The following is a 23,220-nucleotide window of genomic DNA, read 5'->3' on the forward strand; positions in this document are numbered from 1 at the left end:
AAAGATGAGGCGTCGCGCGGTGCGACCGGTCAGACGAAGGCGTTGATGGTTTCATACAGCAGCGCCACGCCGTCCATGAAATCGACGAGACGCATGGCCTCGTCGGGATTGTGCGAACCGTTCTGGTTGCGCACGAAAATCATCGCGCTGCGAATGCCGGCTGCGGCGAACATGGCGGCGTCATGACCCGCTCCGCTCGGCACGTGCGGCGCGGGCAGGTTCAGTGTCTGCGCATGCTGTTCGAGCAAGCCGATCCAGCCCGCGTCCATGTGCGCGGGCGCGGTCTGCAACAGCGCGCCCGTTTCAAAGCGCACGCCATGGGATGCCGCCGTGTCCGCGAGCGTGTGTTCGAACACGTCGAGCACCTGCGCCAGCACGTTGGGGTCCGCGCTGCGTGCCTCGAAACTGAAATCGACTTCGCCTGGAATGCGCGAGATCGCGTGCTGTTCCGCGCGCGTGCCGAACACGCCGCAGGTGATCACGAGGTCCGCGCCCTCGGCGAGCGCGCGTTTCCAGTACGTATCGAGCGCGCTGACCACGTGGGCCGCCGCGAACACCGCATCGTGACGGCGTTCACGCGGCACCGCACCCGAATGACCTGGCTCTCCGATACAGCGCACGTTGCGGTAACGCACGTTGCCGCGTATCGACGGCACGATGGCGACCGCGCGTTGTGCATCATCGAGCAGCGCACCCTGTTCGATATGCAACTCGATATAGCCCGCGACGCCGTTCGCGTCGAGCAGCACTTCGCCCGCCGCGATCGCCTCCACATCGGCGCCTGCTTCGCGCATGCAGGCCGCGAGCGTCTCGCCTGTCGAGCGCTGCTGCGCGTCCAGCGTCGTGGGCGGCAAGCGCCCGAAGAGCGCGCTGGAGCCGATATATGCCTTGCCGAACCACGCGCTCTCCTCGCCGCGCAGCGCCAGCACGCGCAGCGGATGCATACCTCGCTGTCCTTCATCGCGTTGCCGCATGAGACACAGCAGGCCCGCGATCACGCCGGCGAGGCCGTCGAAGTTGCCGCCTTCCGGCACGGAATCCATGTGCGAGCCGCACAGGATGGGGCGTGTGCGTGCGTCATCGGGATGCGAGAAGGTGACGTTGCCCGCGCGATCGACATGTGCAGCGAAGCCTTGCTTCTGTGCGAACGCCGTCAGCAAGTCGAGCGCACGGCTCTCGCCCGCGCCGTACGATGCGCGCGTCACGCCACGACCTTCAGCGGTGGCCTCGCGCACTGTGTCGAAGAGCTGCTGTGCAATGTGCGCGTAATCAGTCGATGCCGTCATGCGAGTGCGCTCATGCATCATGGGCCGCTGCAAGGAACTGGCGCAGTTCGTCGGTGCGCGGCTGGTTAAAGAGCACATCGGGCGTGCCGCTTTCATGAATGCGCCCCTGATGCAGGAACACCACGCGGTCGCAGACCTCGCGCGCGAAGCGCATCTCGTGCGTGACCATCACGAGCGTCATGCCGCCCGCCGCGAGTTCCTTCATCACCGCGAGCACTTCCTGCACGAGTTCCGGATCGAGCGCGGACGTGATCTCGTCGCACAGCAACGCCTTGGGCGACATGCACAGCGCACGCGCGATCGCCACACGCTGCTGCTGTCCGCCGGACAGTTGGTCGGGATAGGCGTCGAACTTGTCGCTGAGGCCGACGCGCTCCAGTTGCAGGCCCGCTTGCCTGCGTGCTTCGGCGGGCTTCATGCCGAGCACGATCATCGGTGCGAGCATCACGTTGCGGCCAATGCTCAGATGCGGAAACAGGTTGAACTGCTGGAAGATCATGCCGACCTGAAGCCGCAACTGCTTGAGCGCGGCGTCGTCGTGGGACAGGCGCGTGCCCGCCACATCGATGCGGCCGCCGTCGATGCCCTCCAGTCCATTGATGCAGCGCAGAAGCGTGCTCTTGCCCGAGCCGCTCCTGCCGATCAGCGAAATGACTTCGCCGGCGCCGATGTTCAGGTCGATGCCCTTGAGCACTTCGTTACCGCCGAAGCGCTTGGTGACCTGGTCAATTGCGATAAGGGGCATTGAAATGCTTCTCCAGATGACGGCTCAGCGCGGACAGCGCCGAGCACAGCAGGAAGTACATCAGCGCGACGAGCCCGAAGGTTTCGAGCGGCCGGAAGGTCGTGTTGCTGATCATCGTGCCTGCCTTCGTGAGCTCGACGAAGCCGATGATCGACGTGACCGAGGTGTTCTTGACGATCTGCACGCAGAAGCCGACCGTCGGCGCCACGGCGAGGCGGCAGGCCTGCGGCAGCACGATATGGCGGTACTGCTGCATGCGTGTCATCGCCAGCGAAGCGGATGACTCCCACTGTCCGCGCGGCACCGCTTCAATGCAGCCGCGCCAGATTTCAGCGAGGAACGCCGCCGACCACAGCGACACCGCCAAGCCTGCCGCGAGCCACGCGGGCACGTCAAAGCCGAACAGCGCGATGCCGAAGAACACGATGAACAACTGCATCAGCAGCGGCGTGCCCTGGAACAGTTCGATGAAGGCGGCCGCCGCGCCGCGCGGCAGGCGTGCGGGCGTCAGGCGCAGCCACATGATCGCGAAGGCCAGCGCGCCGCCGCAGACGAAGGCGACCAATGAGAGCGCCACGGTCCAGCGCAGCGAGGCGAGCAATACGCGCAGGATGTCCCACAGGGTGAAGTCCATGGTGGCTTATCTCGCGGGGCGCGCGGTCACGAAGCGCTTGCCGAGCGTGCGCAGCGCATGGCGCAGCACGAGGGCGAGCAGCAGATACGTGAACGTCGCGGCGGCGTAGGTTTCAAAAGAACGGAACGTGCGGCCCTGGATGAAGTCCGCCACATGCGAGAGGTCCATCAGCGCGATCTGCGAGCAGACGGAAGTCGTCAGCATCATGATGATGAACTGGCTCGTGAGCGCGGGCCATACCTTCTGCAATGCGGGCCGCAGCAGCACGTGACGGAAGGTTTGCAGGCGCGTCAGCGCGAGACTCGCGGCTGCTTCATGCTGGCCGCGCGGCGTCGCTGCAATCGCGCTGCGCAGGATCTCCGTTCCATATGCGCCGAAGTTGATCGTCACGGCCAACAGCGCGGCCTCGACGGCATCGAGCCTGACATGCAGTTGCGGCAAGCCGAAGAAGATGAAGAACAGTTGAATCAGGAACGGCGTGTTGCGGAACACTTCCACATAGGCACGCGTGATGGCGCGCGCCCACGGCTTGCCTTCCGCATGAATCCACGCACCGGCAATGCTCAGCGCAAAGCCGCCCAGGCCGCCGGCGATGCTGACTGCGAGCGTCATCGCCACGCCCTGGACGAGCAGGGGCAGATACGGCGCAATGGCGCCGAAGTCGAATTGATAGGACATGGTCTGAAGCTATCCGGAGCGGGATGCGGCGGAAGGGCGCTTCACTGCCTCATGCCACGCGAAGGAAGCGGATGAGGCAGCGGAGTGCGTCAGGGTTTTGCGTCGAGCGGCTGCTTGAGCCATTGACGCGACAACGCGTCGAGCTGGCCGCTGGCCTTCTGTGCCGCGAAGACGCTGTTGACGGCGGCCAGCATGGCGCTGTCGCCCTTGCGCACGGCGGCGCACACCGGCGAATCGATCAGCAGGAGCTTCTGTGCGAAATGCTTCTGCGGATTGTCGGCGAGCAGCTTCGCGCCGACGATGTTGCCCGTCGCGAGATATTCCGTCTGCCCGGACAGGAAGGCGGCCACTGCCGAACTGTTGTCCTGATAGCGCGAGAACAGCGTGCCGGCGGGCGCGTTCTTCGTGATGAAGAGGTCTTCCTGCGAGCCCGTCACCACGCCGATCTTCTTGTCCTTCAGGCCAGCGACGTCCGTCAGAGCATCGGCTTGCGGACCGAACACCGCCGTGTAGTACGGCGCGTACGGCGAGGTGAAGTCGATCACTTCCGCGCGCTGCGGATTCTTGCCGAGATTGAGTACGAGATCGACCTTGTTGGTTACCAGGAACGGAATCTTGTTGGCCATCGTCACCGGCACGATCTGCAGCTTCACATGCAGCGCGGCGGCAGTCAGCTTCGCCACTTCGACATCGTAGCCGTGCAGCTCCATGTCGCTGCCCACCGAGCCGAACGGCGCGTAATCCTGCGGCACCGCGACGCGGATCACACCGGTCTTCTTCACGGTGTCGAGCGTGTCGGCATGCGCGGCTGGGGCGTGACTCAGCAGCGCCATCGCGCCGGCAACCGACAACATGGCCGCACCCAGGCGGCGCTTGAACGTAGCGGTGAAACTCATTGTGCAGACTCCGGAATGGACTTCAGGAAGGCGTGGAAGGCTTCGTCGAATACAGCGGGGGTTTCCAGCATCGGCGAATGGCCGCTGTCGGTCATGGCGGCGAGCGTGCTGTTCGGCAGGCCATCCAGCAGGCGCTGCGCATGCTCCATCGTGCGGCCGCTGTCGTGCGCACCCCAGACCACCAGCGCGGGAAGCTGCACGCCCGGCAGATGCGGGCGCATGTCGGTTTCGATCAGCGAAGACTGGATGTCGATCATCGCCGTCAGCGGCGCGGCCTTGGCGCGCTCCACGTAGCCGTCGAAGAACGGCTGCGGCAGTTCGCGGAACCAGTGCGCGCTGATCTCGCGCATCGTTTCGATGCCGTCGTTTTCCAGTTGGGCAAGCAGCGCGCGGCCCAAAGCGTGATTGGTCATCGACGGACCCGTGCAGACCAGCACGATGCCGCCGAGCTTTTCCTGATAGCGCACGGCCGTCATCTGCGTGACGACGCCGCCCATCGAATGACCGACTACCACCGGCCGCTCCAGTTCGAGCCGGTCGATGAATGCCGCCACGCGGCGCGCGAGCGCTTCGATGGTGAAGCCGTCGGGCGGTGCGTCGGAGCGCAGGAAGTTGTCGATGGCGAGACCGCGATAGCCGGGCGGCAGCGCGTCGATGGTGCGTTGCCAGAGTTCGGACGAACTGCCGAAACCGCCGTGCAGGAAGATGACCGGGCGGCCTTCGCCACCGCTGTCGGTGTAGTGAACGCGGGCGCCGTCGAGTCGGATGATGGGCATGAAGTGCTCCTGGTTGGATGGAGCGAGTATCGGGCGGCAAAACCAGCGGGCCAACGCTCATTTTTATGATTTGACGCATATTTATGGCGCATGTAACTTTTTTGAGTCACGGGCCACCATTAAAAAACGGAACGCATGGAGAGTTTTCGCGCTATCGGGGAGCGCCTGAAGCTGCATCGCCAGCAATTGAAAATGACCGCCGATGAAGTCGCCGAGGCCATCGGCGTCTCGCGCGCGCTGCTGCACCGGTATGAAGCGGGCAATATCGTCAAGCTGGAGACGCTCGAAAGGCTCGCGCGGGTATATGGCATGTCGCCGAGCACGCTGCTCGGGCTCGGCGCCGAATACCTGACCGACGGGTTCCGCTTTTTTGAGCGCGTCGCGAGCCTGGAAGAGAAGGCAGACCGAGTGTCAGTGGTGTTCGGGCCGCTGATCTACGTGCTGAGTTCGGCGGGTTACGACCGCTCGCTCGCGCGCAGCCTGCATGATCCACAGGACCTGGATCCGCTCACGCCGGCCGAAGGCAAGCGGCTGTTGCAGGTCCTGGAGCGGCGCAAGGCGATCTTTCGTTTTCGCCAGCCGGCGATGGTCAACATCGTTCCGTTGAGCAGCATCGAACGCTATCTTGCCAACGGACTCGCGGTGACGGCCGACAAGCCGTACGCCGAGCGCGCCGAACTCCGACGCGAGGCCGCGCGCGAGATCGGGCACATGGCGGACCTGATCGCTTCGCCGCCGATGCATGTGCAGATCGGCCTGACGACGCAGCCCTTGCCTACCTCCGGCTATCAGATCATTCATGCGGAAGGGCGGCGGTATCTCGTGAACAGCCCGTTCCGGATCGGCCAGCCGACCAACCTGCGCTATGGCGTCGGCACCATCACGGAAGATCCGGAGGCGCTGGCCAAGCACGATCATCTGACTGGAACGCTATGGCAAAGCGCGTTGAAGGGCGCGCAGGCGATGCACGAACTGCACCGGCTCATCAAGAAGTATTCGGACTGAGTGTGATGCTTTGCGGGTGGGGGCGGTTCGCGGGTGCATCGTCTTGCGCGAACGCGAATCGCCTCCGGCATGATGCCCGTCAGTAGTAACGCCAGTGTCCTGGTATCCAGCGGCCATAAGGCCCATAGTGCGCAGGCACCCATACATAAGGGGGCCGCGCCACGACCGCTGGCGCAACCACCATAGGCGCGGGCGGTGCGACAACCACGGGCGCGGGCGGAGCGACCACGACCGGCGCGGGCGGAGCCGCCGTCACGACGGTGGCCGGCGCCACCACAGGTGCTGTCTGCGCGGGCGTCACCGTTGTATCAACAACGGCGGATGCCGCCACGGGTGCTGCCGTTATGGGGCCGACCAGCTGGCCACCGGGCGTGTCATACACGGCGCACCCGCCCAGTGCCGCGCCCAGACCCAGCGCGGTGATTACAAAAAGCGTTTTCAAGATTTCGCCAGTCCAGCGATAAACAGTCGAGCCACGCGCCGCGAGCGCTCCCGCGGGATGCACGCGCGTAATGCAAGGGGCAGGCCGGATCATCTCCAGTGTCCCGGGATCCAGCCGCCGTGAGGACCGTAATGCGCCGGCACCCATTGCGCGGCAGGCACGGGCTCCACTACACATCCGCCGAGCATTCCAGCCAATAAGGTCGAGACGACGAGTAAGGTGAATTGCTTGTTCATTAGAGTTCCAATGGCCCAAACCATGATGTGATCCGTTGATGCACCGTGATCCCGCTTACCACCGGCGATAGCCCCAGTGGTGATAAACGACCGGCGCATGCCATCCGTAATGCGGATGCCACCATCCCCAGCCAGCACCGACGTGATAGCGCCACAGATAGCCGGGGGCCGGCGCCACGCCTACGGGCGCGAGATAGGCCACGCCCGCCGGCGCGACCGCCGGCGGCGGGGCGACCACTACCGGAAGTGGCGGCGCGACCACGACAGCCGGCGGCGGCGCCACGATGACCTGCGCCTGGGCATTTGAAAAATAAAAAGCGCCTGCAAGCGCAAGAAGGGTGAGGGTGGCTTTCATGATCGGTTGAACCTCGTAGGACGTCTTCGACTTGATTTGCGCAATCACATTTCCGGGCGACGCGTTTTCTGGAGCGGTGGTGAGTCGCTTAAAAAAACCGCGCGCAAACATGACATCAGCCAATCGTGCTTATTACCTCGGACAGGAATTCCGTCGGCAATGGCTCTTTAACGTGGCTGTGCTTTGCGATCCGTCGCGTCCGTCGGGGCTTTCGTGTAACGGAATATTCTTCGCCGATAAATAGCGGAATGCGTTTCGAAAAATGAAACGTTGGGGAAGGGAAGAACTGCGGAATAGAAAAGATTGGAACGTGCGCTTACTTGACCGCTCATGAAGCGGTCGCACCAAAGTTCGCGGGCGCAGTCGCGACTGCGTCCGGGCGCTCGTGTCTTCAGCGGCTTTGCAAGTCGAGGAGGAGTTGCATCAGCATCTCGTCGTGCAAGCATCCCTCGGCGAAGATCGCATTGCGTTCGAGGCCGAACTGCTCGAAGCCGAGCGATGCATAGAGCCGTATCGCAGCCGCATTGTCCGCATTCACGGTCAGGTTCAACTGGGTAACGCCCGGCGTGCGTTGCGCAAAGGCGATGGCTTCGCGGAGCAAGCTTCGGCTGACGCCTTTGCCTCGCATGTCCTGTGCGACATATACGCCCCAGACGAAGGCCTTGTGGCTCAACTTCCGCAGAGTCTCGCGCTTCACGCCTGCAATGCCGATCAGGCGCGCTCCTTCAAAGCAGCCGAACACGCCCTGGTCGTCGTTCGTCGTGAGCATGCGCTCGACCTGCGTAGCAGAGCGGTCCGCTTCTTCCTCGTGACTCGATGCAAACGATGCCGGACATTCACTGAGTCCGGCGAGCCGCAGTGCCTGGAACGAGGAGGCGTCGGCGGCGGTGAGAAGTCGAACAGGCATGGAAGCTCCACGAGTCGATGAAACGGCACAGCGTCACAGATGCGCCCGCAGCCACTGCCACGCGAGCGGTCCGCAGATCACGCCCCAGGTCATGACGCAGATCACGAGCGCCACGGTCACCGCCGCGCTGCCGCAGTCCTTCGCGCGGCCGGACAGTTCATGGCGCTCCAGCGAGATGCGGTCGATGGCCGCCTCGATGCTCGAATTGATCAACTCGACCAGCAGCACGAGCAGCACCGAGGCAGCCAGCAAGATGCGCTCGGCGCTCGTGACCGGCACGAGAAACGCGATCGGCAGCAGGATCACCGCGATGCATACCTCCTGGCGGAACGCGCTTTCCTCGCGCCACGTCGCGACGATGCCGTCACGCGAATGGCGCAGCGCGAAGAAGCCGCGCAGCAAGCCGCTGCGTTTGCGGTTGCCCGGACTGGAATGAGGCGTGTCCTTGGACGATGACGATGACCGCGAAGATGAAGTGGGACGAACCATGACGCGTAGGTGGCGTGGAAGCTGAACGAACATCATGCCACGGGCCGCACGTCGCACGTGACTGACCCGTCCGTCCCGCCAGCGCGCGGCTGCTCAGAACGGCTTGTACGGCAGGAACTTGCCGTCCAGCGTGATCACCGCGCGTGATCCGCCTTCCGGATCCTCCACCTTCTTGATGTCGATACGGAAGTTGATCGCGCTGATGATGCCGTCGCCGAACTGTTCATGCACGAGCGCCTTCAGCGTCGTGCCGTAGACCTGCACCATTTCGTAGAAACGGTAGATGGTCGGGTCGGTCGGCACGTTGCCGGGAATGCTGCCGCGCAGGGGAATGGTTTGCAGCAGCGCGGCGGCGTCGCCGTCCATGCCGAGCTTTTCGGCGACGCTGTGCGCGGCCTGTTCCGGCAGCGGATGCTGGCCGAGTATCGCCGCCGTGACGTAGGGCACGCTCAGTCCGGTGCCTTCCGCGAGTTCGGCATAGGTCAGGCCAAGACGCGCCTTGGCCGCGACGAGCGCCTCGCTCAGCGTGGCGCGCGACAACTGCGAGATCTGCGATTGCATGAGGTTTCCTCCGGTCGATTCAAACAGCGGGATGCACAGTTGAACACTTCAAAAATCCGTGCGTCCGTGTTTCGAAGCCACGCTGAACCGCGGCGAATATTGTCCGGCTTACAATTCGTGCAACCCGCATTCAGTTTTTTTCCGGAACGATGTTCGCACCCGCCTCGCAGTTCGCGCTGCGCGCCAAGCAACGAGAGATCGCCGCGTTGCAGCTGCTGGCCGACCGTATCGAACTCGTCGATCTCATCGGCCGCACCATTCACGTCCTGCAACGCGAGCGCGGCATCACGAGCATTTTTCTCGCGTCCAGCGGCAAGCGCTTCAGCGAAGAACGCATGACGGCGCGCGGCGAGCTTGGGCCGCTCATCGCGCAATTGCAGACGCATCTCGAACTCCAACTCGCGCCGGAGCGCGCTGCGTCGTCGCGCATGCTCGCGCTGATCGCGTGGGTGCTGCTCGATCTCGACTCGCTCGATGCATTACGCGGACGGATCGATCGTCGCAGCCTGTCCGCGCCGTCATCCGTGCTGGCCTTCAGCAAGGTCATCGGCGGCCTGATGGAGCTCGTGTTCCAGCTCGCCGACGGCGCGCCCGAGCCGGCCATCTCGCGGCTGCTCGTCGCGCTGGTGCATGTGGTGCAGGGCAAGGAAGAAGCCGGGCAGGAACGCGCGGTGGGCGCGCACATGTTCGCGTCGGGCGGCTTCCCGGCCGACCAGCAGCAACGCTTGCTTCATCTGATCCACGCACAGGACCGCAGTCTCGAAGTCTTCGAGAATTTCGCCGCTGCCGCCCAGGCCGACTGGTGGACAAGCCGTGCACTCACGCCGCATGCCGGCGCGCTGATGCGGCTGCGGCGCATCCTGTGCGGCGCGCAGGCGGGCGAGACGCTCGATGCATCGCTGACCGAATCCTGGTTCGATGCCAGCAGTGCGCGCATCACCGACCTGTGGCATCTGCAACTCGCGCTGACGGCGCTCGGCCGCGCGGCGTGCGATGCCTCCATCGCGCTCGCACAACAGGCGCTGCGCGACTCCGAAGCGCTGTTGCAGGCGTTGCGCGACACGCCGCCCACGCACGCGCAGGCGCTCGATCATTTCTTCGCAGGCGACGGCGCGCCAGTCTCGTCGGACACGCTGACCGGCGCGGACCGCGCGACGGTCAGCAGCCTGAAGTCGGTGCTGGAGGCGCAGTCGGCACGGCTGGCACGCATGGAAGTCGAACTCGACGAAGCACGCCGCGCACTGCATGAACGCAAGCTCGTGCAGCGGGCGAAGCATGCGTTGATGGTGCGTCATGGTCTCAGCGAGGACGTCGCCTTCAGGCTGTTGCAGAAGACCTCGATGGACCGCAACCGTTCGCTCGTGGAGCTTGCCGAAGAATTCCTGATCGCGCCGGAGACGGTGAGCTTCTCGCCGCGTCATGCACGGCCGGACAAGCGCTCTTCCTGAGCACGCCTGCACTAGATTGGTCCCGCGCGATGCCTCAAAGCACTTCGTCAGTGCAACCGCGAACACACGCACCGCAAGCAAGCCCTGTCATACCGTCATGAACGTCGCCTGGTATGGAAGGTGCTTTTAGAGGCCATCAAGCTAACGGTGGTTTGATCGTCGCGCAGGCAACACGCTGCGCGTCAACCCGTGGATAACGAAGTCCGCGCACAAGGTCACGCATGTGAATGCGTTGCCCGTGCGCGGTTTTTTTTTGGCTTTTCAAAGCGAGTACAACCATGGCCTACCTGTCTCCCGCCGAGTTCGTTCCGAAGATGATCGATGCCGGCGAGTCGAAGCTCCTGATGTCCACCCGCGACACGCTGATCCGCGCCTACATGGCCGGCGCCATTCTCGCGCTGGCGGCGGCGTTCGCGGTGAGCATCACCATCAACACGGGCAATGCGCTGGTCGGCTCGCTGCTGTTTCCCGTGGGCTTCTGCATGCTGTATCTGCTGGGCTTCGACCTGCTCACCGGCGTGTTCACGCTCGCGCCGCTGGCCGTACTCGATGGCCGTCCCGGCGCGACATGGGGCGGCGTGATGCGCAACTGGTCGCTGGTGTTCATCGGCAACTTCGCGGGCGCGCTCACCGTGGCCCTGTTCATGGCCATCATCTTCACGTTCGGCTTCTCGGAAGCGCCGAACGCCATCGGGCACAAGATCGGCGGGATCGGCGAGGCCCGCACGCTGGGTTATGCGGCGCACGGCGCGGCGGGCATGCTGACGCTCTTCATTCGCGGCGTGATGTGCAACTGGATGGTGTCCACCGGCGTGGTGGCGGCGATGCTGTCGACTTCGGTCACCGGCAAGGTCGTCGCGATGTGGATGCCCATTCTCGTGTTCTTCTACATGGGCTTCGAGCACTCGGTCGTCAACATGTTCCTGTTTCCGTCGGGCCTGATGCTCGGCGGTCACTTCACGCTGATGGACTACCTCTTGTGGAACGAGATTCCCACGGTGCTCGGGAATCTGGTCGGCGGTTTGACGTTCGTCGGCGCGACGCTCTATAGCACGCACTACAAGACCGCGCCGGCGCGTACGCCGGGTGCGCGCGGCGTGCGGGTGAGCAAGGCCTGAGCGCCAGCCGCCCTGATGGAGGGCGGCAGAAGCCGCTTGAAGCACGCCCTCCGCGCCGTTGAATTTCATTCAACAAGTCATTTCTTTTTTGAACTGGCCGGTCCCAACCCGGCTGATTAACCTGATCGAAGTCGAGTCAGGCGAAGCCCGATCTCGCCGATGAACCCCTTCGAACAGGTGAGACATGAACGGATTGAAAAGGCTGGGCGCGGCATGCGCGTGCGTCGTTGCATCGCTTGCGGCGATGCCCGCGCATGCCGTGAACTGGGACTTCGCGACCGCCAATGCGCCCGGCAATTACCAGACGAAACTGGACGAAAAATTTGCGGCTGCTGTGGCCGCGGCCACGCAGAACGACGTGCAGATTTCCGTTCACGCCGGCGGACAACTGGGCTTCAAGGGCCCTGAAATGCTCGGCGTGATCCGCGACGGACTCGTGCCGATCGGCTCGTTCCAGTTCGCGCAGCAAGTGGGCGTCTCGCCCGTTCTCGGCGCGTCCTCCGTGCCGTATCTGGTGTCCGGCTTCGACGAGATGAAGACCTTCCGCACCGTCTCGAAGCCCTACTACGACGCCGAATTCAAGAAGTTCAACCAGAAGCTGCTGTTCACGATTCCGTGGCCCGGCCAGAACATTTTCTCGAAGGCCGAACTGGCGAATGCGGACACCTTCCGCTCGATGAAGATCCGCACCACCGACCGCAACGGCAGCGACTTCTTCCGCAGCCTGGGGGCGTCGCCCGCGCAGATTCCGTGGGGCGAAGTGGTGCCGGCGCTGTCGACGGGCGTGATCAACAGTGTGTCGACGTCCACTTCGTCGGCGGTGGATGGTCAGTTCTGGGACTTCCAGAAGTTCTGCAACGTCGTCAACTGGCAATCGAACTTCGAAGGCGTCACGGTCAATCTCGACGCATGGAACAAGCTCAGTCCGAAAGACCAGAAAGCGATCGAAGAGGTCGCCGCGAAGCTCGAGCCTGAGTTCTGGGAAGCGGCGCGGGAAGAAGACACGCGCAATTTCACGATGCTCAAGGCCAAGGGCATGGCGATCTATACGCCGTCCGCCGATGTGCGCAATGCCATGGCGGCGAAGGGGAAGGCGAGCTGGACCGCCTTCGAGCAAGCCGTGCCCGCTGCCCGGCCGCTGCTGGATCAATACCTGAAGGCGGCCGGCAAGTAAGCCGCCGCATCTTGTTTCTCGCACCGGCCACGGACCGAAGCGGAGCGAATCAATCATGGAAAACATCGAATCAGGCGCCCACGTCACGGGCTCCCGGGGCCGTGCGTTCGCGCAGAAGGCGCTGCTCGCGATCGACACGCTCGCGCGGCTCGACGGCTGGCTCGGCGCGCTGTGCCTGTTTCTGCTGTGCCTGCTGATGATCGCGGGCATCGTCGTGCGGACGCTGTCGAGCGTGGTCAGCTGGCTGCCTAAGGATATCCCGATTGCATGGGAATACAGCTCGTACCTGATGGCCGTGACCTTCACGTTCGGCGCGGCGCTCACCTTGCGGGCCGGCGGCCACATTCGCGTGCGGGTGTTGCTGTCGAACGCGTCGCCCGCCGTGGTGACGGCGCTCGAATGCATCTCGAGCGCGGCGGGCCTTGCCTTTGCCACGTTCTTCTCCATCGCGATGACGCACTTCTCGTATCAGGCCTACACGCTCGACGAACGCTCGCTCGCCAGCAATACGCCGCTGTGGATACCGGAAGCGCTGGTCGCTTTCGGCGCGATGCTGCTCGCGTTGCAACTGCTCGCGCGTCTCGGCCAGCTGTTGCTTGGCGAGCCGGTCGAAGACAAGAACCTGATCCGCTGAGCGCAGCGTCGATCACACGGAGGTAACGCATATGGGAACCGTACTGGCCACGATGGGCGTGCTGCTGTTCGGCGGGCTGTCCATCGGTATCTGGGTCGGACTGACGCTGGCGATCACCGGCTCGCTCGCGCTCTTCATCTTCAAGTCGATTCCGGTCGACCGCCTCGTCGCGCAATATGCGTGGAACGTGATGACCACGCAGGAACTGCTGGCGCTACCGCTCTTCATCGTGATGGGCGAGATCCTGTTCCGCACGCGCATTTCCACGTCGCTGTTCAAGGGACTCGCGCCATGGGCCAGCCTGTTGCCCGGCAAGCTGCTGCATTCGAACGTGATCGGCTGCTCCCTGTTCGCGGCGATCTCCGGGTCCTCGGCCGCGACGACGCAGATCGTCGGACGCGTGACGCTCGCCGAACTCGACCGCCGTCACTATGACCGCCGCATCTCGATGGGCAGTCTCGCGGGCGCAGGCACGCTGGGTTTCCTGGTGCCGCCCTCGAACATCATGATCGTGTACGGCGTGCTCGCGCAGGTGTCGGTGCTGAAGCTGTTCGCGGCCGGACTCGTGCCCGCGATCCTGCTGGCGTCCTGCTTCATGGCGTGGATCATGATTCACACGACGTGGAACAAGAAACTGATCCCCGAGGAAGAGAGCATGGCGACATTGCCGTGGAGCGAACGCTGGGCTTCGCTCAGGCATCTCGCGCCGGTCTCGCTGCTCATCGGGGCGGTGCTCGGCAGCATGTACGGCGGGCTGGTCACGCCGTCCGAGGCCGCGGCGGCCGGAGTGGTGGGCGCGCTGGCGATTGCCGGATTCCAGCGCGACCTGAGCGTCGCCAAGCTCAAGGAAGTGGGCCTCGGCGCGGTGAAGACCTGCTCGATGATCGCGCTGATCATCCTGGGCGCATCGATCCTCGGCAGCGCCTCGGCGTTCCTCGGCGTCGGGCAGGCGGCGGCGTCGTTCGTGCACCAGCTGCATCTGTCGCCGTTCGCGCTGCTGTTCGTGCTGTTCATCGGCTACATCCTGCTCGGCTCCTTCCTGGAAGGCTTTTCCATCATCGTCATCACCTTGCCCATCGTCCTGCCGATGGTGCTCGCCGCCGGCTTCAACGCGATCTGGTTCGGCATCTTTCTCGTGATCGCCGTCGAGATCGTGCAGGTGCATCCGCCCATCGGCTTCAACCTGTTCGTGATCCAGGGCATCACCGGCGAGAAGCTGTCCGTCATCACGAAAGCCACGCTGCCGTACCTCGCGCTGCTCATCCTGTTCGGCATCGCGCTGATTGCGTTTCCGCAGATCGCGCTGTGGCTGCCCGAACACCTCGGCATGAAATGAACGCCACGACCCTTCGCCCATTGCATCGTCAAATGAAAAACACCATGACGTCCAGGTTTGCTGTTTCAGTGGATATCGGTGGCACCTTCACCGACTTCGTCGTGCTCGACCACGAGACACACCGCGTGACCACCGCGAAGGTGCTGAGCACGCCGCCGCGCCCGGAAGAGGCCATCTTCGCGGGTTTCGATCATCTGCGCGACGACGCGCACCTCGATCTCGCCGCTTGCGACGTGTTCCTGCACGCCACCACGGTCATTACCAATGCCGTGATCGAGCGGCGCGGTCACGACTTCATCCTGCTGCATACCGAAGGCTTCGGCACGACGCTGGAGACCGGCCGTGAGCATCGCTACAACGTGTCCAACCTGCGGCTCGCGTTTCCGAAGCCGTTGACGAAGCATCGGCTGAAGGTGCCGGTGCGGGAGCGCGTGGCCTATGACGGCGACGTCGTGCAGCAGCCGGACAAGCACGCGTTGCTGGCGGACGTGCGGCGGCTGACCCAGGACACCGGCACCCGCAACTTCGCCATCTGTTTCCTGCATGCGTTTCAAAATCCCGCCAACGAACGGCTGGTCGAAGCCTGGCTGCTCGAAGCTTTTCCGGATGCGGTGGTCTCGGTGTCCAGCGCGCTCGCGCCGCGCTCCGGCGAATACGAACGCTGGATGACCTGCGCGGTGAACGCGTTCACCAAGCCGTTGCTGGCGCAATACGTGACGCGTCTGGATGCCGGCGCGCGCGAGAAGGGTTTCGAAGGCCGTCTGCTGATGATGACGTCCTCGGGCCTGCCCTTGCCGATCGATCACTGCGTGCGCGCGCCGGTGCGGCTGATCGAATCCGGGCCGGCGGCGGGCGTGCTGGCGGCGCGCGAGATCGCCGCGCGCAACGCGCCCGACGATGCCGCGCCGGACGCGCACACCGTGCTCGCCTACGACATGGGCGGCACGACCGCCAAGGGCGCGTTCCTGATCGGCGGGAAGGTGGACGTGCAGGCCGGGCTCGAAGTGGCGCGTGAAGGCGCGTTCGAAGCGGGCAGCGGCTTCCCGCTGATGATCCCGGCGCTGGATCTGATCGAGATCGGCGCGGGCGGCGGCAGCATCGCGGAGATCGACGAACGCGGCGCGCTCTCGGTCGGACCACGCAGCGCGGGTGCGGCGCCGGGACCGGCGTGCTATGCGCGCGGCGGCACCGAAGCCACTGTCACGGACGCGAACCTGTTCCTCGGCTTTCTGGGCGAAGCCAACTTTCGCAACAGCGGCATCGAGGCGACGCGCATGGAAGCGCAGCGGGTCATCGAAGAGCGGATTGCGCGGCCGCTCGGGATCGCCGTGGAACGCGCGGCGCTCGGCATCCACCGCACGATCAACGAGAACGTGGCTCGTGCGTTTCGCGTGCATGCGGCGGAACGGGGTGTCGATTACCGGCGGGCCACGCTGGTCTGCACCGGCGGTTCATCGCCGGTACACGCGCTGCCCATTGCCCGTCTGCTGTCGATCCGCCGGGTGATCTTTCCGTTCGCCGCGGGCGTGGCATCGGCGATGGGTCAGTTCGCGAGCAGCGAAGGCATCGTGCTGCAACAGACGCGCAAGATGAACCTCGCGGATGTGGACGATGACGTGATTCGCCGCGCCGTTGATGCGCTCATCGCTGCCGAGCCGTATGCGCGGCAACTCGTGTCGGGCGGCGCGCAGACCAGCGTGAAGCTCGGCATGCGCTACGAGGGGCAGGATTCCGAGGTGACGGTCGAGATATCCGCTGAAGGACGTTATCTCGATGCGGCCGCGATCCGCACGCGCTTTCTTGCCGCGTACAAGGACATCTTCGGCCTGAACTTCGCCGACTACGGTATCGAGATCAGCACCTGGGAGGTCGAGGTGTCGATGCCGGAGCAGCTCAAGTCCGTGCGCCGCTTCACCTACGACGCGCTGACGCCCGCCGCGCAGCAGGAGAAGGCGCCGCGCGCCTGCTACATCAGCGACGGCGAACGCGACACCTGGACCGACGTGCCCGTGTTCAACCGCTATGCATTGCCGGTCGGCTGGGCGCGGACGGGTCCGGCGCTGATCGAGGAGAACGACACGACCCTCTACATTCCCGCTTACGCGCACGCTCGTGTGGCGCCGACGCTGGACCTCATCGCGGAGATCATGCAGTGACAACCCCAATCAACATGGACCCGGTGGATGCCGGCATCATCTGGTCGCGCTTCGTTTCCGTCGCCGACGAAATGGTCTCGGCCATGGAGCGCACCGCCTTCTCGACGATGGTGCGGGCCAGCGGCGATTTCTCCTGCATGCTGTTCGATGCACGCGGCCGTCTGATCGCGCAGGGCGCGACCAGCGTGCCGTCATTCACCGGCACGGGTCCGAGCACGCTGGGCCACATGCTCGACGCGTTCGATGCAGCCACGCTGCGCGACGGCGACGTCATCGTAACCAATGATCCGTGGATCGGCACCGGGCATACCTTCGACATCAACGTGATGAAGCCGGTGTTTCATGAGGGCGCGCTGGTCGGCTATTGCCTGACCGTGTCGCATCTGGCGGATGTCGGCGGCGTGGGGATGGGTTCAGTCGCACGCGACGTCTACGAGGAAGGCTTCTCGCTCCCGCCGGTCAAGTTGTACGAGGCGGGCGTGGAGAACCGCTTCGTGATCGAGTTCATCCGGAACAACGTGCGTACCGTCGACTACGTGCTCGGCGACATCTACTGCAACATCGCGGCCTGCAACGTGGGCGCGCAGGGGCTCGTCAGGATTCTCGCGGAGCACGGGCTCGCCACGACGACGGAGGCCGCCGACGCCATTTTCGCCCTGACGCGCAAGTCGATCCTCGCGAAGCTCGAAGCGATGCCGAAGGGGCGCTATGCGGCGACGATCCCGGTCGAAGGCGGCAGCGACTTCCCGGACATTACGCTGGCCGTCGCGGTGACGCTGAGCGACGCGGGCTTCGCCTATGACTTCGCTGGCACGGACCCCGTGGTGGCGCGCGGCGTGAATGTGCCGCTGTGCTACACGCGGGCGTTCTGCTACTTCTGCACCAAGGTGCTGGTGGCGCCGAACATCCCGAACAACCAGGCGATCCTGGACTTCGTCACCATCGATGCCCCGGACAACTGCATCCTGAACGCGCTGCGTCCGAACCCGACCGGCGCGCGCCATGTGTTCGGGCATTTTGTCGGGCCGTTGATCTTCAATGCGCTCGCCGATGCTTTTCCGCACGACGTGCAGGCCGACTCTGGCATGGTGTTCCAGATGAACCTGCGCGGCCAGACGCGCGCGGGCAAGCCGTATTCGTCCATCTACTTTTCGGCGGGCGGCTATGGCGCGCTGCTGGGCTACGACGGCCGCGCGGCACTGCCGGCGCCGGCCAATATCATCGGCGGCTCGGTGGAGTTCTGGGAGCAGCAGATCAGTTGCACGTTCCTGCGCAAGGAAGTGCTGGAGGACACCGGCGGACCCGGCGAGTATCAGGGCGGCAACGGCCAGGTCTTTGCGATCCGCAACGACACCGGCCGGCCGCTGGAAGCGTCGTTCATGGCGTCGCGCACGCGCATCGCGGCGAAGGGTTTTGCAGGCGCGCAGCCGGGCGCGCACCGGCGGGTGATCGTGGATGGCGTGGAGACCGATCCGAAGGCGCGCGTGCTGATTCCGGACGGCGGCATCGTCGAGATTCGCGATGCGGGCGGCGGCGGTTTCGGCGATCCCGCGCGGCGGCCGGTTGCGCGCATCGCGGCGGACCTCGATGCGGGCCTCGTCAGCGCGCAGTTCGTCGCGGCGAATTATCCGCGGCAGTCGCGCGAACTTGCCTGAGGCCATCGTCTGAAACGTTGGCAAGGCGCCGATACAATCGGCATGCGGCGCTCCCCGACAACTCTCGAAGAGGACTCTCATGGAAGGCGTGATCGATCTCGGCGGCAAGCCGTTCAAGCGCCGCTTCGTCCGCAGCGGCGACATCCGGTATCACATGGTGGACGGCGGAACCGGGCCGACGGTCGTGCTCCTCGCGGGCTTCCCGCAGACGGCGTACGCGTGGCGCCGGGTCCAGCCGCTGCTGGCCGATTCGTTCCGCACCATCGCCATTGACCTTCCGGGTCAGGGCTACACGGACAAGCCGATGGGCGGCTATGACACCGAAACCGCCGCGGCCCGCATCCACGACCTGCTGAAGACGCTGGGCGTGGGCCGGCACTTCTATGTGGGACACGACATCGGCTCGTGGGTCGCGTACCCGTATGCGCATCACTACGCGGACGATCTCGACGGCATCGTGTTCATCGACGGCAATATTCCGGGCATCACGCTCAAGCCGGACGTGTCGGTCACGGCGCCGTCGAACTGGCGCAGCTGGCATTTCCTGTTCAATGCCGTGGAAGACTTGCCCGAGGCGTTGATTGCGGGGCGCGAGCGCATCCTGATCGAATGGTTCTTCAATCGCAAGACCGCGAATGCGATGACGACCTTCGAAGCCGCCGATGTCGACGAGTACGTTAAAGCCTATGCGTCGCCCGGCGGGCTGCGCGGCATGCTGGGTTATTACCGCGCCGTCGAGGAAGACATGCGGCAGAACCGGGAGCTGTTCGCCAAACGCATCCGGCCGCCGGTGCTGGCGCTCGGCGGCGACGTCGGCAGCGCGCCGACCATCCACGAACTGATGAAACCGTTGTGCGAGCGGCTTGACGGCGGCGTGATCGAAGCGTGCGGTCATTACATTCCCGAAGAGCAGCCTCAGAAGCTGGCCGACGAGCTGATGCGCTTCTTCAGTCTGTGCCTGGGTCGCTGACTTGAACTGCGTTATGCTGGCCGTCATCGAAAAGCGAAGGACAGGTTCATGACGGCTGAGTCGAGGAAGAAGAACGGCGAACCGGCGGATACGGCAGCCGATGCGCGCCGTGTGCGCTTTCCGCCGCTCAAGTCCCTGATTGCCTTCGAGGCCGCCGCGCGTCATGGCAGTTTCACGCAGGGCGCGGACGAGATCGGCATCACGACCTCCGCCGTCAGCCACCATATCCAGCAACTCGAAGACTTCCTCGGCGTGCCGCTGTTCCAGCGCCATGCGGGCCGCGCGGTGCTGACCGTCGCCGGCCGTTCGTATGCGCGCGAACTCGAGAAGGCGTTCGGCCTGATCGCGAACGCGACCAATGCGCTGGCGCCGCAGTCCTGGGGCGGCTATCTGGCGATTGCCGTGCCCAACAGCTTTTCGGTCAAGTGGCTGCAGCCGCGCCTGCAAACCTTCCTGAAGGCCAATCCGCTGTTCCGCGTGCGCCTCGCCACGCTGCATACCCACGAACTCGATTCCAACCGCTACGACATCGCCATCGCGCACGGTCCGCAAACGCCCGGTCTCAAGCTGGCCGAGCCGCTGCTGGTCGAACGGCTGAGACCGCTGTGCAGTCCGCAATTGGCCCGCGAACTCGCGCTGGAAAGTCCGCGCGATCTCGCCAGGGCGACGCTGATCCATTCCAACAATCCGCTGAACTGGGTGGATTATTTTCGCCGTGTGGGCAATCTGGTCGTCAAGCCGGCGCACGACTTGTGGCTCGACCGTTCGGCCATGGCGATCGAAGCCGCGGTCGAGGGACTGGGCGTGGTGCTCGAGAGCGAGATTCTCGCGGAAGAGGAGTTGCGCGACGGACGCCTGATCGAGCCGTTTCCCGACCCGAAGTATCACGTCGACAATATCTCGTACTACCTGCTGCGGTCTTCGAGCCTGCGCAACTCGGCCGAGGCCGCCGTGTTCGAGAAGTGGTTGCGCGCGGCACTCGAGACCGCGCACCTGCGGACGATGTTCTGAGCGCCGCGCGGCTCAGCTTGCTGTAGCCGGGAAATCGTTGCGCCAGTCGAGGCCCGCGAGCGTCGTCGTACGCGGACGGTATTCGCAACCGATCCATCCGGCATAGGCACTGTCGTCGATGGCGCACAGGATCGCGCGCCACGGCAGACGGCCTGATCCGGGTTCATGGCGGCCCGGCAGATCGGCTATCTGGATATGCGCGATGTTTTCCTGATGCGTGGTGAACTCGCGTGCCACGTCTACGCCGCTCATGCCGGCGTGATAGCAATCGAACAGCAGCCTGACATTGCGTTGCAGGAACGTGCTCGCGTGGTCGAGGCTGTGAAGAAAGTAGCCGGGCACGTCCTGCTGATTCAGGCATTCGAGCACGAAGGTCACGTGCGTTCCCGATGCCCGCTCAGACGCCCATGCGAGGTTGTCTCGGAAGACCGCTTCGGCTTCTTCTTGTGGGCACGTATCCGGCCGCTTTCCGGCAAGCAGATGGATCAGACCGCAGCCGAGAGCGTCGGCGTAGTCGAGCGCCTGATCGATGCCTTCGCGGAACACCTCGACATGGTCTGGCAGGCACGCATGGCCGTTCGCGCCGGTCGTGCCCGGCTGCGCCGCGGGCGTGTTGATGAGCACCTGGGTCAGGTTCCAGCGTTCAAGTTCGCGTCGAAGTTCGGGCGGCGCATATTCATAGGGCGAGGCGTACTCGACTGCTTCGAAGCCTTGCCGCGCCGCCGCTTCGAAGCGTTTCATGAACGGCAGTTCGGTGAACAGCCATTTGAGATTCGCGGCGAAGCGGCGCTTCATGTCAGCCCCACGATCATCTCGACTTCCACCGCGGCTCCATGCGGCAACTGCTGCACGCCGATTGCACTTCGCGCGTGCCGGCCGCGCTCGCCGAGAGCATCGATCAGCACGCGCGATGCGCCGTCGATCACCGCGCCTTGCTGCGTGAAATCCGGCGCGGAGGCGACGAATCCCGTGATCTTCACGATCCGTGCAACGCGCGCGTCGTCATTCAGCGCTTGGGCGAGGGCATCGAGACAAGCCTGCGCGCACAGTGCGGCGGCGTGGCGGGCATCGTCCACGGACAGGTCGGCGCCGACCTTGCCCGAATACATCACGACGCCATTCTGGCGCGGCAACTGGCCGCTCACGAACGCGAGATTGCCGAACACGGTGACGGGCGTGATGAGTGAACTGGGCGTGTGCTTGTCGGGGTCCATGAGTAGTCAGAAGACAGTGAGGCCGAAGCGCGCATAAGCGTGACGGGCCGTGGCAGAGAACAAGGCTTCGACGAACGCGGCGCTCGCTGGCAGGCCGGCGCTGGCGTCGAACATTGCGACATCGAAATCGGTGTAGTGCTGTACCTCTTCAGGCAAGGGACCGGCGAGCGCGATGCCGTTCACCATCGCCAGTTCGCTCATCTGCTGGATCGCGACATCCGCCTCGCCGCGCAGGATGCATTCGCCCGTCAGGCCTTTCTCGATGATGGTTGCGCGCGCATCGACCTGTTCCGCGATGCCCAGTCTCCGAAGCAGCGACGAAAAATACACGCCGCTCGCGCCTGTTTGCGAGTAGGCGACCGAGCGCGCGTCGAGGAGCAGCGTGCGCAATGCGTCGACGTTGTGCAGGGACGGCAGGGCCACATCTCCGGCAACTGCCACGCCGACGCCGGTCCTGACCAGCGCACGCACGCTTGGCGCTGCAACGATCCCGTCTTCCGCGAGACGCTGCACGCAGGCGCGTGTCGCGATCAGCACGTCCGCCCGTGTGCCGTCCGAGATGCGCTGTTGCAGCACGTTGGTGGGATCGAAGAGCGGCTGCACTTCGATTCCGTGTTCAGCCTCGAAGGAAGGGATCACCGTATCGACGAGCGCGCCTTTCACAGCCAGCGTGCTCATCAGCGAAAACGAAGAGTCGGGGATCTGATTCATCAGCAGGACACGCCAAGCCGTCTTTTCAGATGCGCGATCGCACTGCGCGGCGCCGAAAACACCGGACACGCGGCAACGGCCGTGACGGCATCGAGGGCCTGTGCCGTCGAGAAGTGCGCGAGCATGATCGCGTCGTAGCCATGCAGGCTCGCGGCCTTGTCCGCGACGAGACGGTTGTGTGTCGCGGCATCGCCGGCGCGCAGGCAGTCGATCGCATCGTCGACCACGAACGTCGAAAGCGTCGCGCCCGGATTGCTGCGTTCGGCTTCCTCGAAGAATTCCGTGACCATCGTCGGCAAGGCGGGCGCGAAGGTCGCGAGCATCGCGATGCTTTGGCCTTGTGCCAGCGCGTCGGCGAACATCGCCGTGTTCGGCTTGCAGACCGGAATGGGCAACTCGGCGTCCGCTGCCTCGATGGCGGGACCGAAGGCCGAGCAGGTGGCGAGCACGGCATCGGCGCCGGTCTCGCAGCCATAGCGCGCGAGGCGGACGAAGCGCTGCCGCAGCGCGCCGTCCAGGTCCCGGCTCTTGCCGCGTGCGGCCGTCAGGCCATCGTCGAGGAGATTGCTCAGTTTCGCTTTGGGCCAGTCAGTAGCGAACGCGGCCTGAATCGGCGCGATCGCGACGGGCGTCGCGTGCAGGAGCACGATGGAATGGTCGAGTTTCATGGAGATCGGTGCGCCGGGTGCGGGCGCCGGATCAGGCGTCCGGCAACTCATCCCAGCGTACCGGCCCGCGTGTGGCCGCTCAAACTCAAAAAACGCAACAGGTGTTGAGTCGATG

At 64.6% G+C, this 23,220-nt stretch carries 24 protein-coding genes; 10 read left to right on the forward strand and 14 right to left on the reverse strand.

Features of this window, described 5'->3' with window-relative positions:
* Window positions 1-29: 29 nt before the first annotated feature.
* The 6 genes from QCE62_RS18270 to QCE62_RS18295 all read right to left on the reverse strand — a co-directional run bounded on the left by QCE62_RS18270 (window position 30) and on the right by QCE62_RS18295 (window position 5,015).
* The gene (locus tag QCE62_RS18270; protein ID WP_309921299.1) at window positions 30-1,286 is read right to left on the reverse strand and encodes a hydantoinase/carbamoylase family amidase; all 1,257 of its coding nucleotides are present in this window, start codon (window positions 1,284-1,286) and stop codon (window positions 30-32) included.
* Between the two features lie 10 nt (window positions 1,287-1,296).
* Complete coding sequence (locus QCE62_RS18275) at window positions 1,297-2,031, reverse strand: amino acid ABC transporter ATP-binding protein (protein ID WP_309921302.1); 735 nt, start codon at window positions 2,029-2,031, stop codon at window positions 1,297-1,299.
* Window positions 2,012-2,665, reverse strand: coding sequence for an amino acid ABC transporter permease (locus QCE62_RS18280; protein WP_309921305.1), 654 nt, complete (start codon window positions 2,663-2,665; stop codon window positions 2,012-2,014). Before QCE62_RS18280 ends, QCE62_RS18275 begins: the two co-directional genes overlap by 20 nt.
* A gap of 6 nt (window positions 2,666-2,671) precedes the next feature.
* Window positions 2,672-3,343, reverse strand: coding sequence for an amino acid ABC transporter permease (locus tag QCE62_RS18285; protein ID WP_309921308.1), 672 nt, complete (start codon window positions 3,341-3,343; stop codon window positions 2,672-2,674).
* Between the two features lie 89 nt (window positions 3,344-3,432).
* Window positions 3,433-4,239 (reverse strand): transporter substrate-binding domain-containing protein, encoded by an 807-nt coding sequence (locus QCE62_RS18290; protein ID WP_309921311.1) that lies wholly within the window; start codon window positions 4,237-4,239, stop codon window positions 3,433-3,435.
* Complete coding sequence (locus QCE62_RS18295; RefSeq protein ID WP_309921314.1) at window positions 4,236-5,015, reverse strand: alpha/beta hydrolase; 780 nt, start codon at window positions 5,013-5,015, stop codon at window positions 4,236-4,238. The genes QCE62_RS18290 and QCE62_RS18295 overlap by 4 nt, the downstream gene beginning before the upstream one ends.
* Before the next feature lie 135 nt (window positions 5,016-5,150).
* On the opposite strand from QCE62_RS18295, the gene QCE62_RS18300 reads away from it, so the two are divergent.
* Window positions 5,151-6,020 (forward strand): helix-turn-helix transcriptional regulator, encoded by an 870-nt coding sequence (locus tag QCE62_RS18300; RefSeq protein WP_309921317.1) that lies wholly within the window; start codon window positions 5,151-5,153, stop codon window positions 6,018-6,020.
* Between the two features lie 733 nt (window positions 6,021-6,753).
* Here QCE62_RS18300 and QCE62_RS18305 read toward each other — a convergent pair.
* The 4 genes from QCE62_RS18305 to cynS form a co-directional block, all read right to left on the reverse strand.
* On the reverse strand, window positions 6,754-7,053 hold the full coding sequence (locus tag QCE62_RS18305; protein WP_309921320.1) for a hypothetical protein: 300 nt from the start codon (window positions 7,051-7,053) through the stop codon (window positions 6,754-6,756).
* Window positions 7,054-7,444: 391 nt separating this feature from the next.
* Window positions 7,445-7,960 carry a GNAT family N-acetyltransferase gene (locus QCE62_RS18310; RefSeq protein WP_309921323.1) on the reverse strand — a complete coding sequence of 172 codons (516 nt, stop codon included), beginning with the start codon at window positions 7,958-7,960 and terminating at the stop codon, window positions 7,445-7,447.
* A gap of 33 nt (window positions 7,961-7,993) precedes the next feature.
* Window positions 7,994-8,449 carry a diacylglycerol kinase gene (locus QCE62_RS18315; RefSeq protein WP_309921326.1) on the reverse strand — a complete coding sequence of 152 codons (456 nt, stop codon included), beginning with the start codon at window positions 8,447-8,449 and terminating at the stop codon, window positions 7,994-7,996.
* Window positions 8,450-8,542: 93 nt separating this feature from the next.
* A complete protein-coding gene (gene cynS, locus QCE62_RS18320) occupies window positions 8,543-9,010 on the reverse strand; it encodes a cyanase (RefSeq protein ID WP_309921329.1) in 468 nt (155 codons plus the stop codon).
* A 149-nt stretch (window positions 9,011-9,159) separates the two neighbouring features.
* Here cynS and QCE62_RS18325 point away from each other — a divergent pair, with 149 nt between their 5' ends.
* From QCE62_RS18325 to QCE62_RS18365, 9 genes are all read left to right on the forward strand, one after another.
* A complete protein-coding gene (locus tag QCE62_RS18325; protein WP_309921331.1) occupies window positions 9,160-10,458 on the forward strand; it encodes a nitrate- and nitrite sensing domain-containing protein in 1,299 nt (432 codons plus the stop codon).
* Between the two features lie 278 nt (window positions 10,459-10,736).
* The gene (locus tag QCE62_RS18330) at window positions 10,737-11,576 is read left to right on the forward strand and encodes a formate/nitrite transporter family protein (RefSeq protein WP_309814169.1); all 840 of its coding nucleotides are present in this window, start codon (window positions 10,737-10,739) and stop codon (window positions 11,574-11,576) included.
* A gap of 184 nt (window positions 11,577-11,760) precedes the next feature.
* Window positions 11,761-12,750 carry a TRAP transporter substrate-binding protein gene (locus tag QCE62_RS18335; protein ID WP_309921335.1) on the forward strand — a complete coding sequence of 330 codons (990 nt, stop codon included), beginning with the start codon at window positions 11,761-11,763 and terminating at the stop codon, window positions 12,748-12,750.
* Window positions 12,751-12,805: 55 nt separating this feature from the next.
* Window positions 12,806-13,384: a TRAP transporter small permease gene (locus QCE62_RS18340; RefSeq protein ID WP_309921338.1), complete on the forward strand. Its 579-nt coding sequence runs from the start codon at window positions 12,806-12,808 to the stop codon at window positions 13,382-13,384.
* A 31-nt stretch (window positions 13,385-13,415) separates the two neighbouring features.
* On the forward strand, window positions 13,416-14,720 hold the full coding sequence (locus tag QCE62_RS18345) for a TRAP transporter large permease subunit (protein WP_309921340.1): 1,305 nt from the start codon (window positions 13,416-13,418) through the stop codon (window positions 14,718-14,720).
* Window positions 14,721-14,764: 44 nt separating this feature from the next.
* A complete protein-coding gene (locus QCE62_RS18350) occupies window positions 14,765-16,876 on the forward strand; it encodes a hydantoinase/oxoprolinase family protein (protein ID WP_309921343.1) in 2,112 nt (703 codons plus the stop codon).
* A complete protein-coding gene (locus tag QCE62_RS18355; protein WP_309921346.1) occupies window positions 16,873-18,531 on the forward strand; it encodes a hydantoinase B/oxoprolinase family protein in 1,659 nt (552 codons plus the stop codon). Before QCE62_RS18350 ends, QCE62_RS18355 begins: the two co-directional genes overlap by 4 nt.
* Before the next feature lie 79 nt (window positions 18,532-18,610).
* Window positions 18,611-19,501, forward strand: coding sequence for an alpha/beta hydrolase (locus QCE62_RS18360; RefSeq protein ID WP_309921348.1), 891 nt, complete (start codon window positions 18,611-18,613; stop codon window positions 19,499-19,501).
* A gap of 48 nt (window positions 19,502-19,549) precedes the next feature.
* Window positions 19,550-20,512, forward strand: a complete 963-nt coding sequence (locus tag QCE62_RS18365; RefSeq protein WP_309921351.1) for a LysR substrate-binding domain-containing protein — start codon at window positions 19,550-19,552, stop codon at window positions 20,510-20,512.
* 12 nt (window positions 20,513-20,524) lie between these two features.
* Here QCE62_RS18365 and QCE62_RS18370 read toward each other — a convergent pair whose 3' ends face one another.
* Genes QCE62_RS18370 through QCE62_RS18385 form a run of 4 tightly spaced genes read right to left on the reverse strand, consistent with a single transcriptional unit; the run spans window position 20,525 to window position 23,105 of the window.
* Window positions 20,525-21,307, reverse strand: coding sequence for a TIM barrel protein (locus QCE62_RS18370; RefSeq protein WP_309921354.1), 783 nt, complete (start codon window positions 21,305-21,307; stop codon window positions 20,525-20,527).
* Window positions 21,304-21,726 carry a RidA family protein gene (locus QCE62_RS18375; RefSeq protein WP_309921357.1) on the reverse strand — a complete coding sequence of 141 codons (423 nt, stop codon included), beginning with the start codon at window positions 21,724-21,726 and terminating at the stop codon, window positions 21,304-21,306. The genes QCE62_RS18370 and QCE62_RS18375 overlap by 4 nt, the downstream gene beginning before the upstream one ends.
* Before the next feature lie 6 nt (window positions 21,727-21,732).
* Window positions 21,733-22,437 (reverse strand): substrate-binding domain-containing protein, encoded by a 705-nt coding sequence (locus QCE62_RS18380; protein ID WP_309921360.1) that lies wholly within the window; start codon window positions 22,435-22,437, stop codon window positions 21,733-21,735.
* Complete coding sequence (locus QCE62_RS18385; RefSeq protein ID WP_309921363.1) at window positions 22,437-23,105, reverse strand: arylsulfatase; 669 nt, start codon at window positions 23,103-23,105, stop codon at window positions 22,437-22,439. Before QCE62_RS18385 ends, QCE62_RS18380 begins: the two co-directional genes overlap by 1 nt.
* Window positions 23,106-23,220: the final 115 nt, after the last annotated feature.

This window comes from Caballeronia sp. LZ033, from assembly GCF_031451265.1.
Lineage (GTDB): Bacteria > Pseudomonadota > Gammaproteobacteria > Burkholderiales > Burkholderiaceae > Caballeronia.

What these genes read in the sequence shown, in the direction of transcription:
- QCE62_RS18270 (WP_309921299.1), bottom strand. Translation starts at nt 1,286, where the DNA reads ATGACGGCATCGACTGATTACGCGCACATTGCACAGCAGCTCTTCGAC.
- QCE62_RS18275 (WP_309921302.1), bottom strand. Translation starts at nt 2,031, where the DNA reads ATGCCCCTTATCGCAATTGACCAGGTCACCAAGCGCTTCGGCGGTAAC.
- QCE62_RS18280 (WP_309921305.1), bottom strand. Translation starts at nt 2,665, where the DNA reads ATGGACTTCACCCTGTGGGACATCCTGCGCGTATTGCTCGCCTCGCTG.
- QCE62_RS18285 (WP_309921308.1), bottom strand. Translation starts at nt 3,343, where the DNA reads ATGTCCTATCAATTCGACTTCGGCGCCATTGCGCCGTATCTGCCCCTG.
- QCE62_RS18290 (WP_309921311.1), bottom strand. Translation starts at nt 4,239, where the DNA reads ATGAGTTTCACCGCTACGTTCAAGCGCCGCCTGGGTGCGGCCATGTTG.
- QCE62_RS18295 (WP_309921314.1), bottom strand. Translation starts at nt 5,015, where the DNA reads ATGCCCATCATCCGACTCGACGGCGCCCGCGTTCACTACACCGACAGC.
- QCE62_RS18300 (WP_309921317.1), top strand. Translation starts at nt 5,151, where the DNA reads ATGGAGAGTTTTCGCGCTATCGGGGAGCGCCTGAAGCTGCATCGCCAG.
- QCE62_RS18305 (WP_309921320.1), bottom strand. Translation starts at nt 7,053, where the DNA reads ATGAAAGCCACCCTCACCCTTCTTGCGCTTGCAGGCGCTTTTTATTTT.
- QCE62_RS18310 (WP_309921323.1), bottom strand. Translation starts at nt 7,960, where the DNA reads ATGCCTGTTCGACTTCTCACCGCCGCCGACGCCTCCTCGTTCCAGGCA.
- QCE62_RS18315 (WP_309921326.1), bottom strand. Translation starts at nt 8,449, where the DNA reads ATGGTTCGTCCCACTTCATCTTCGCGGTCATCGTCATCGTCCAAGGAC.
- cynS (WP_309921329.1), bottom strand. Translation starts at nt 9,010, where the DNA reads ATGCAATCGCAGATCTCGCAGTTGTCGCGCGCCACGCTGAGCGAGGCG.
- QCE62_RS18325 (WP_309921331.1), top strand. Translation starts at nt 9,160, where the DNA reads ATGTTCGCACCCGCCTCGCAGTTCGCGCTGCGCGCCAAGCAACGAGAG.
- QCE62_RS18330 (WP_309814169.1), top strand. Translation starts at nt 10,737, where the DNA reads ATGGCCTACCTGTCTCCCGCCGAGTTCGTTCCGAAGATGATCGATGCC.
- QCE62_RS18335 (WP_309921335.1), top strand. Translation starts at nt 11,761, where the DNA reads ATGAACGGATTGAAAAGGCTGGGCGCGGCATGCGCGTGCGTCGTTGCA.
- QCE62_RS18340 (WP_309921338.1), top strand. Translation starts at nt 12,806, where the DNA reads ATGGAAAACATCGAATCAGGCGCCCACGTCACGGGCTCCCGGGGCCGT.
- QCE62_RS18345 (WP_309921340.1), top strand. Translation starts at nt 13,416, where the DNA reads ATGGGAACCGTACTGGCCACGATGGGCGTGCTGCTGTTCGGCGGGCTG.
- QCE62_RS18350 (WP_309921343.1), top strand. Translation starts at nt 14,765, where the DNA reads ATGACGTCCAGGTTTGCTGTTTCAGTGGATATCGGTGGCACCTTCACC.
- QCE62_RS18360 (WP_309921348.1), top strand. Translation starts at nt 18,611, where the DNA reads ATGGAAGGCGTGATCGATCTCGGCGGCAAGCCGTTCAAGCGCCGCTTC.
- QCE62_RS18365 (WP_309921351.1), top strand. Translation starts at nt 19,550, where the DNA reads ATGACGGCTGAGTCGAGGAAGAAGAACGGCGAACCGGCGGATACGGCA.
- QCE62_RS18370 (WP_309921354.1), bottom strand. Translation starts at nt 21,307, where the DNA reads ATGAAGCGCCGCTTCGCCGCGAATCTCAAATGGCTGTTCACCGAACTG.
- QCE62_RS18375 (WP_309921357.1), bottom strand. Translation starts at nt 21,726, where the DNA reads ATGGACCCCGACAAGCACACGCCCAGTTCACTCATCACGCCCGTCACC.
- QCE62_RS18380 (WP_309921360.1), bottom strand. Translation starts at nt 22,437, where the DNA reads ATGAATCAGATCCCCGACTCTTCGTTTTCGCTGATGAGCACGCTGGCT.
- QCE62_RS18385 (WP_309921363.1), bottom strand. Translation starts at nt 23,105, where the DNA reads ATGAAACTCGACCATTCCATCGTGCTCCTGCACGCGACGCCCGTCGCG.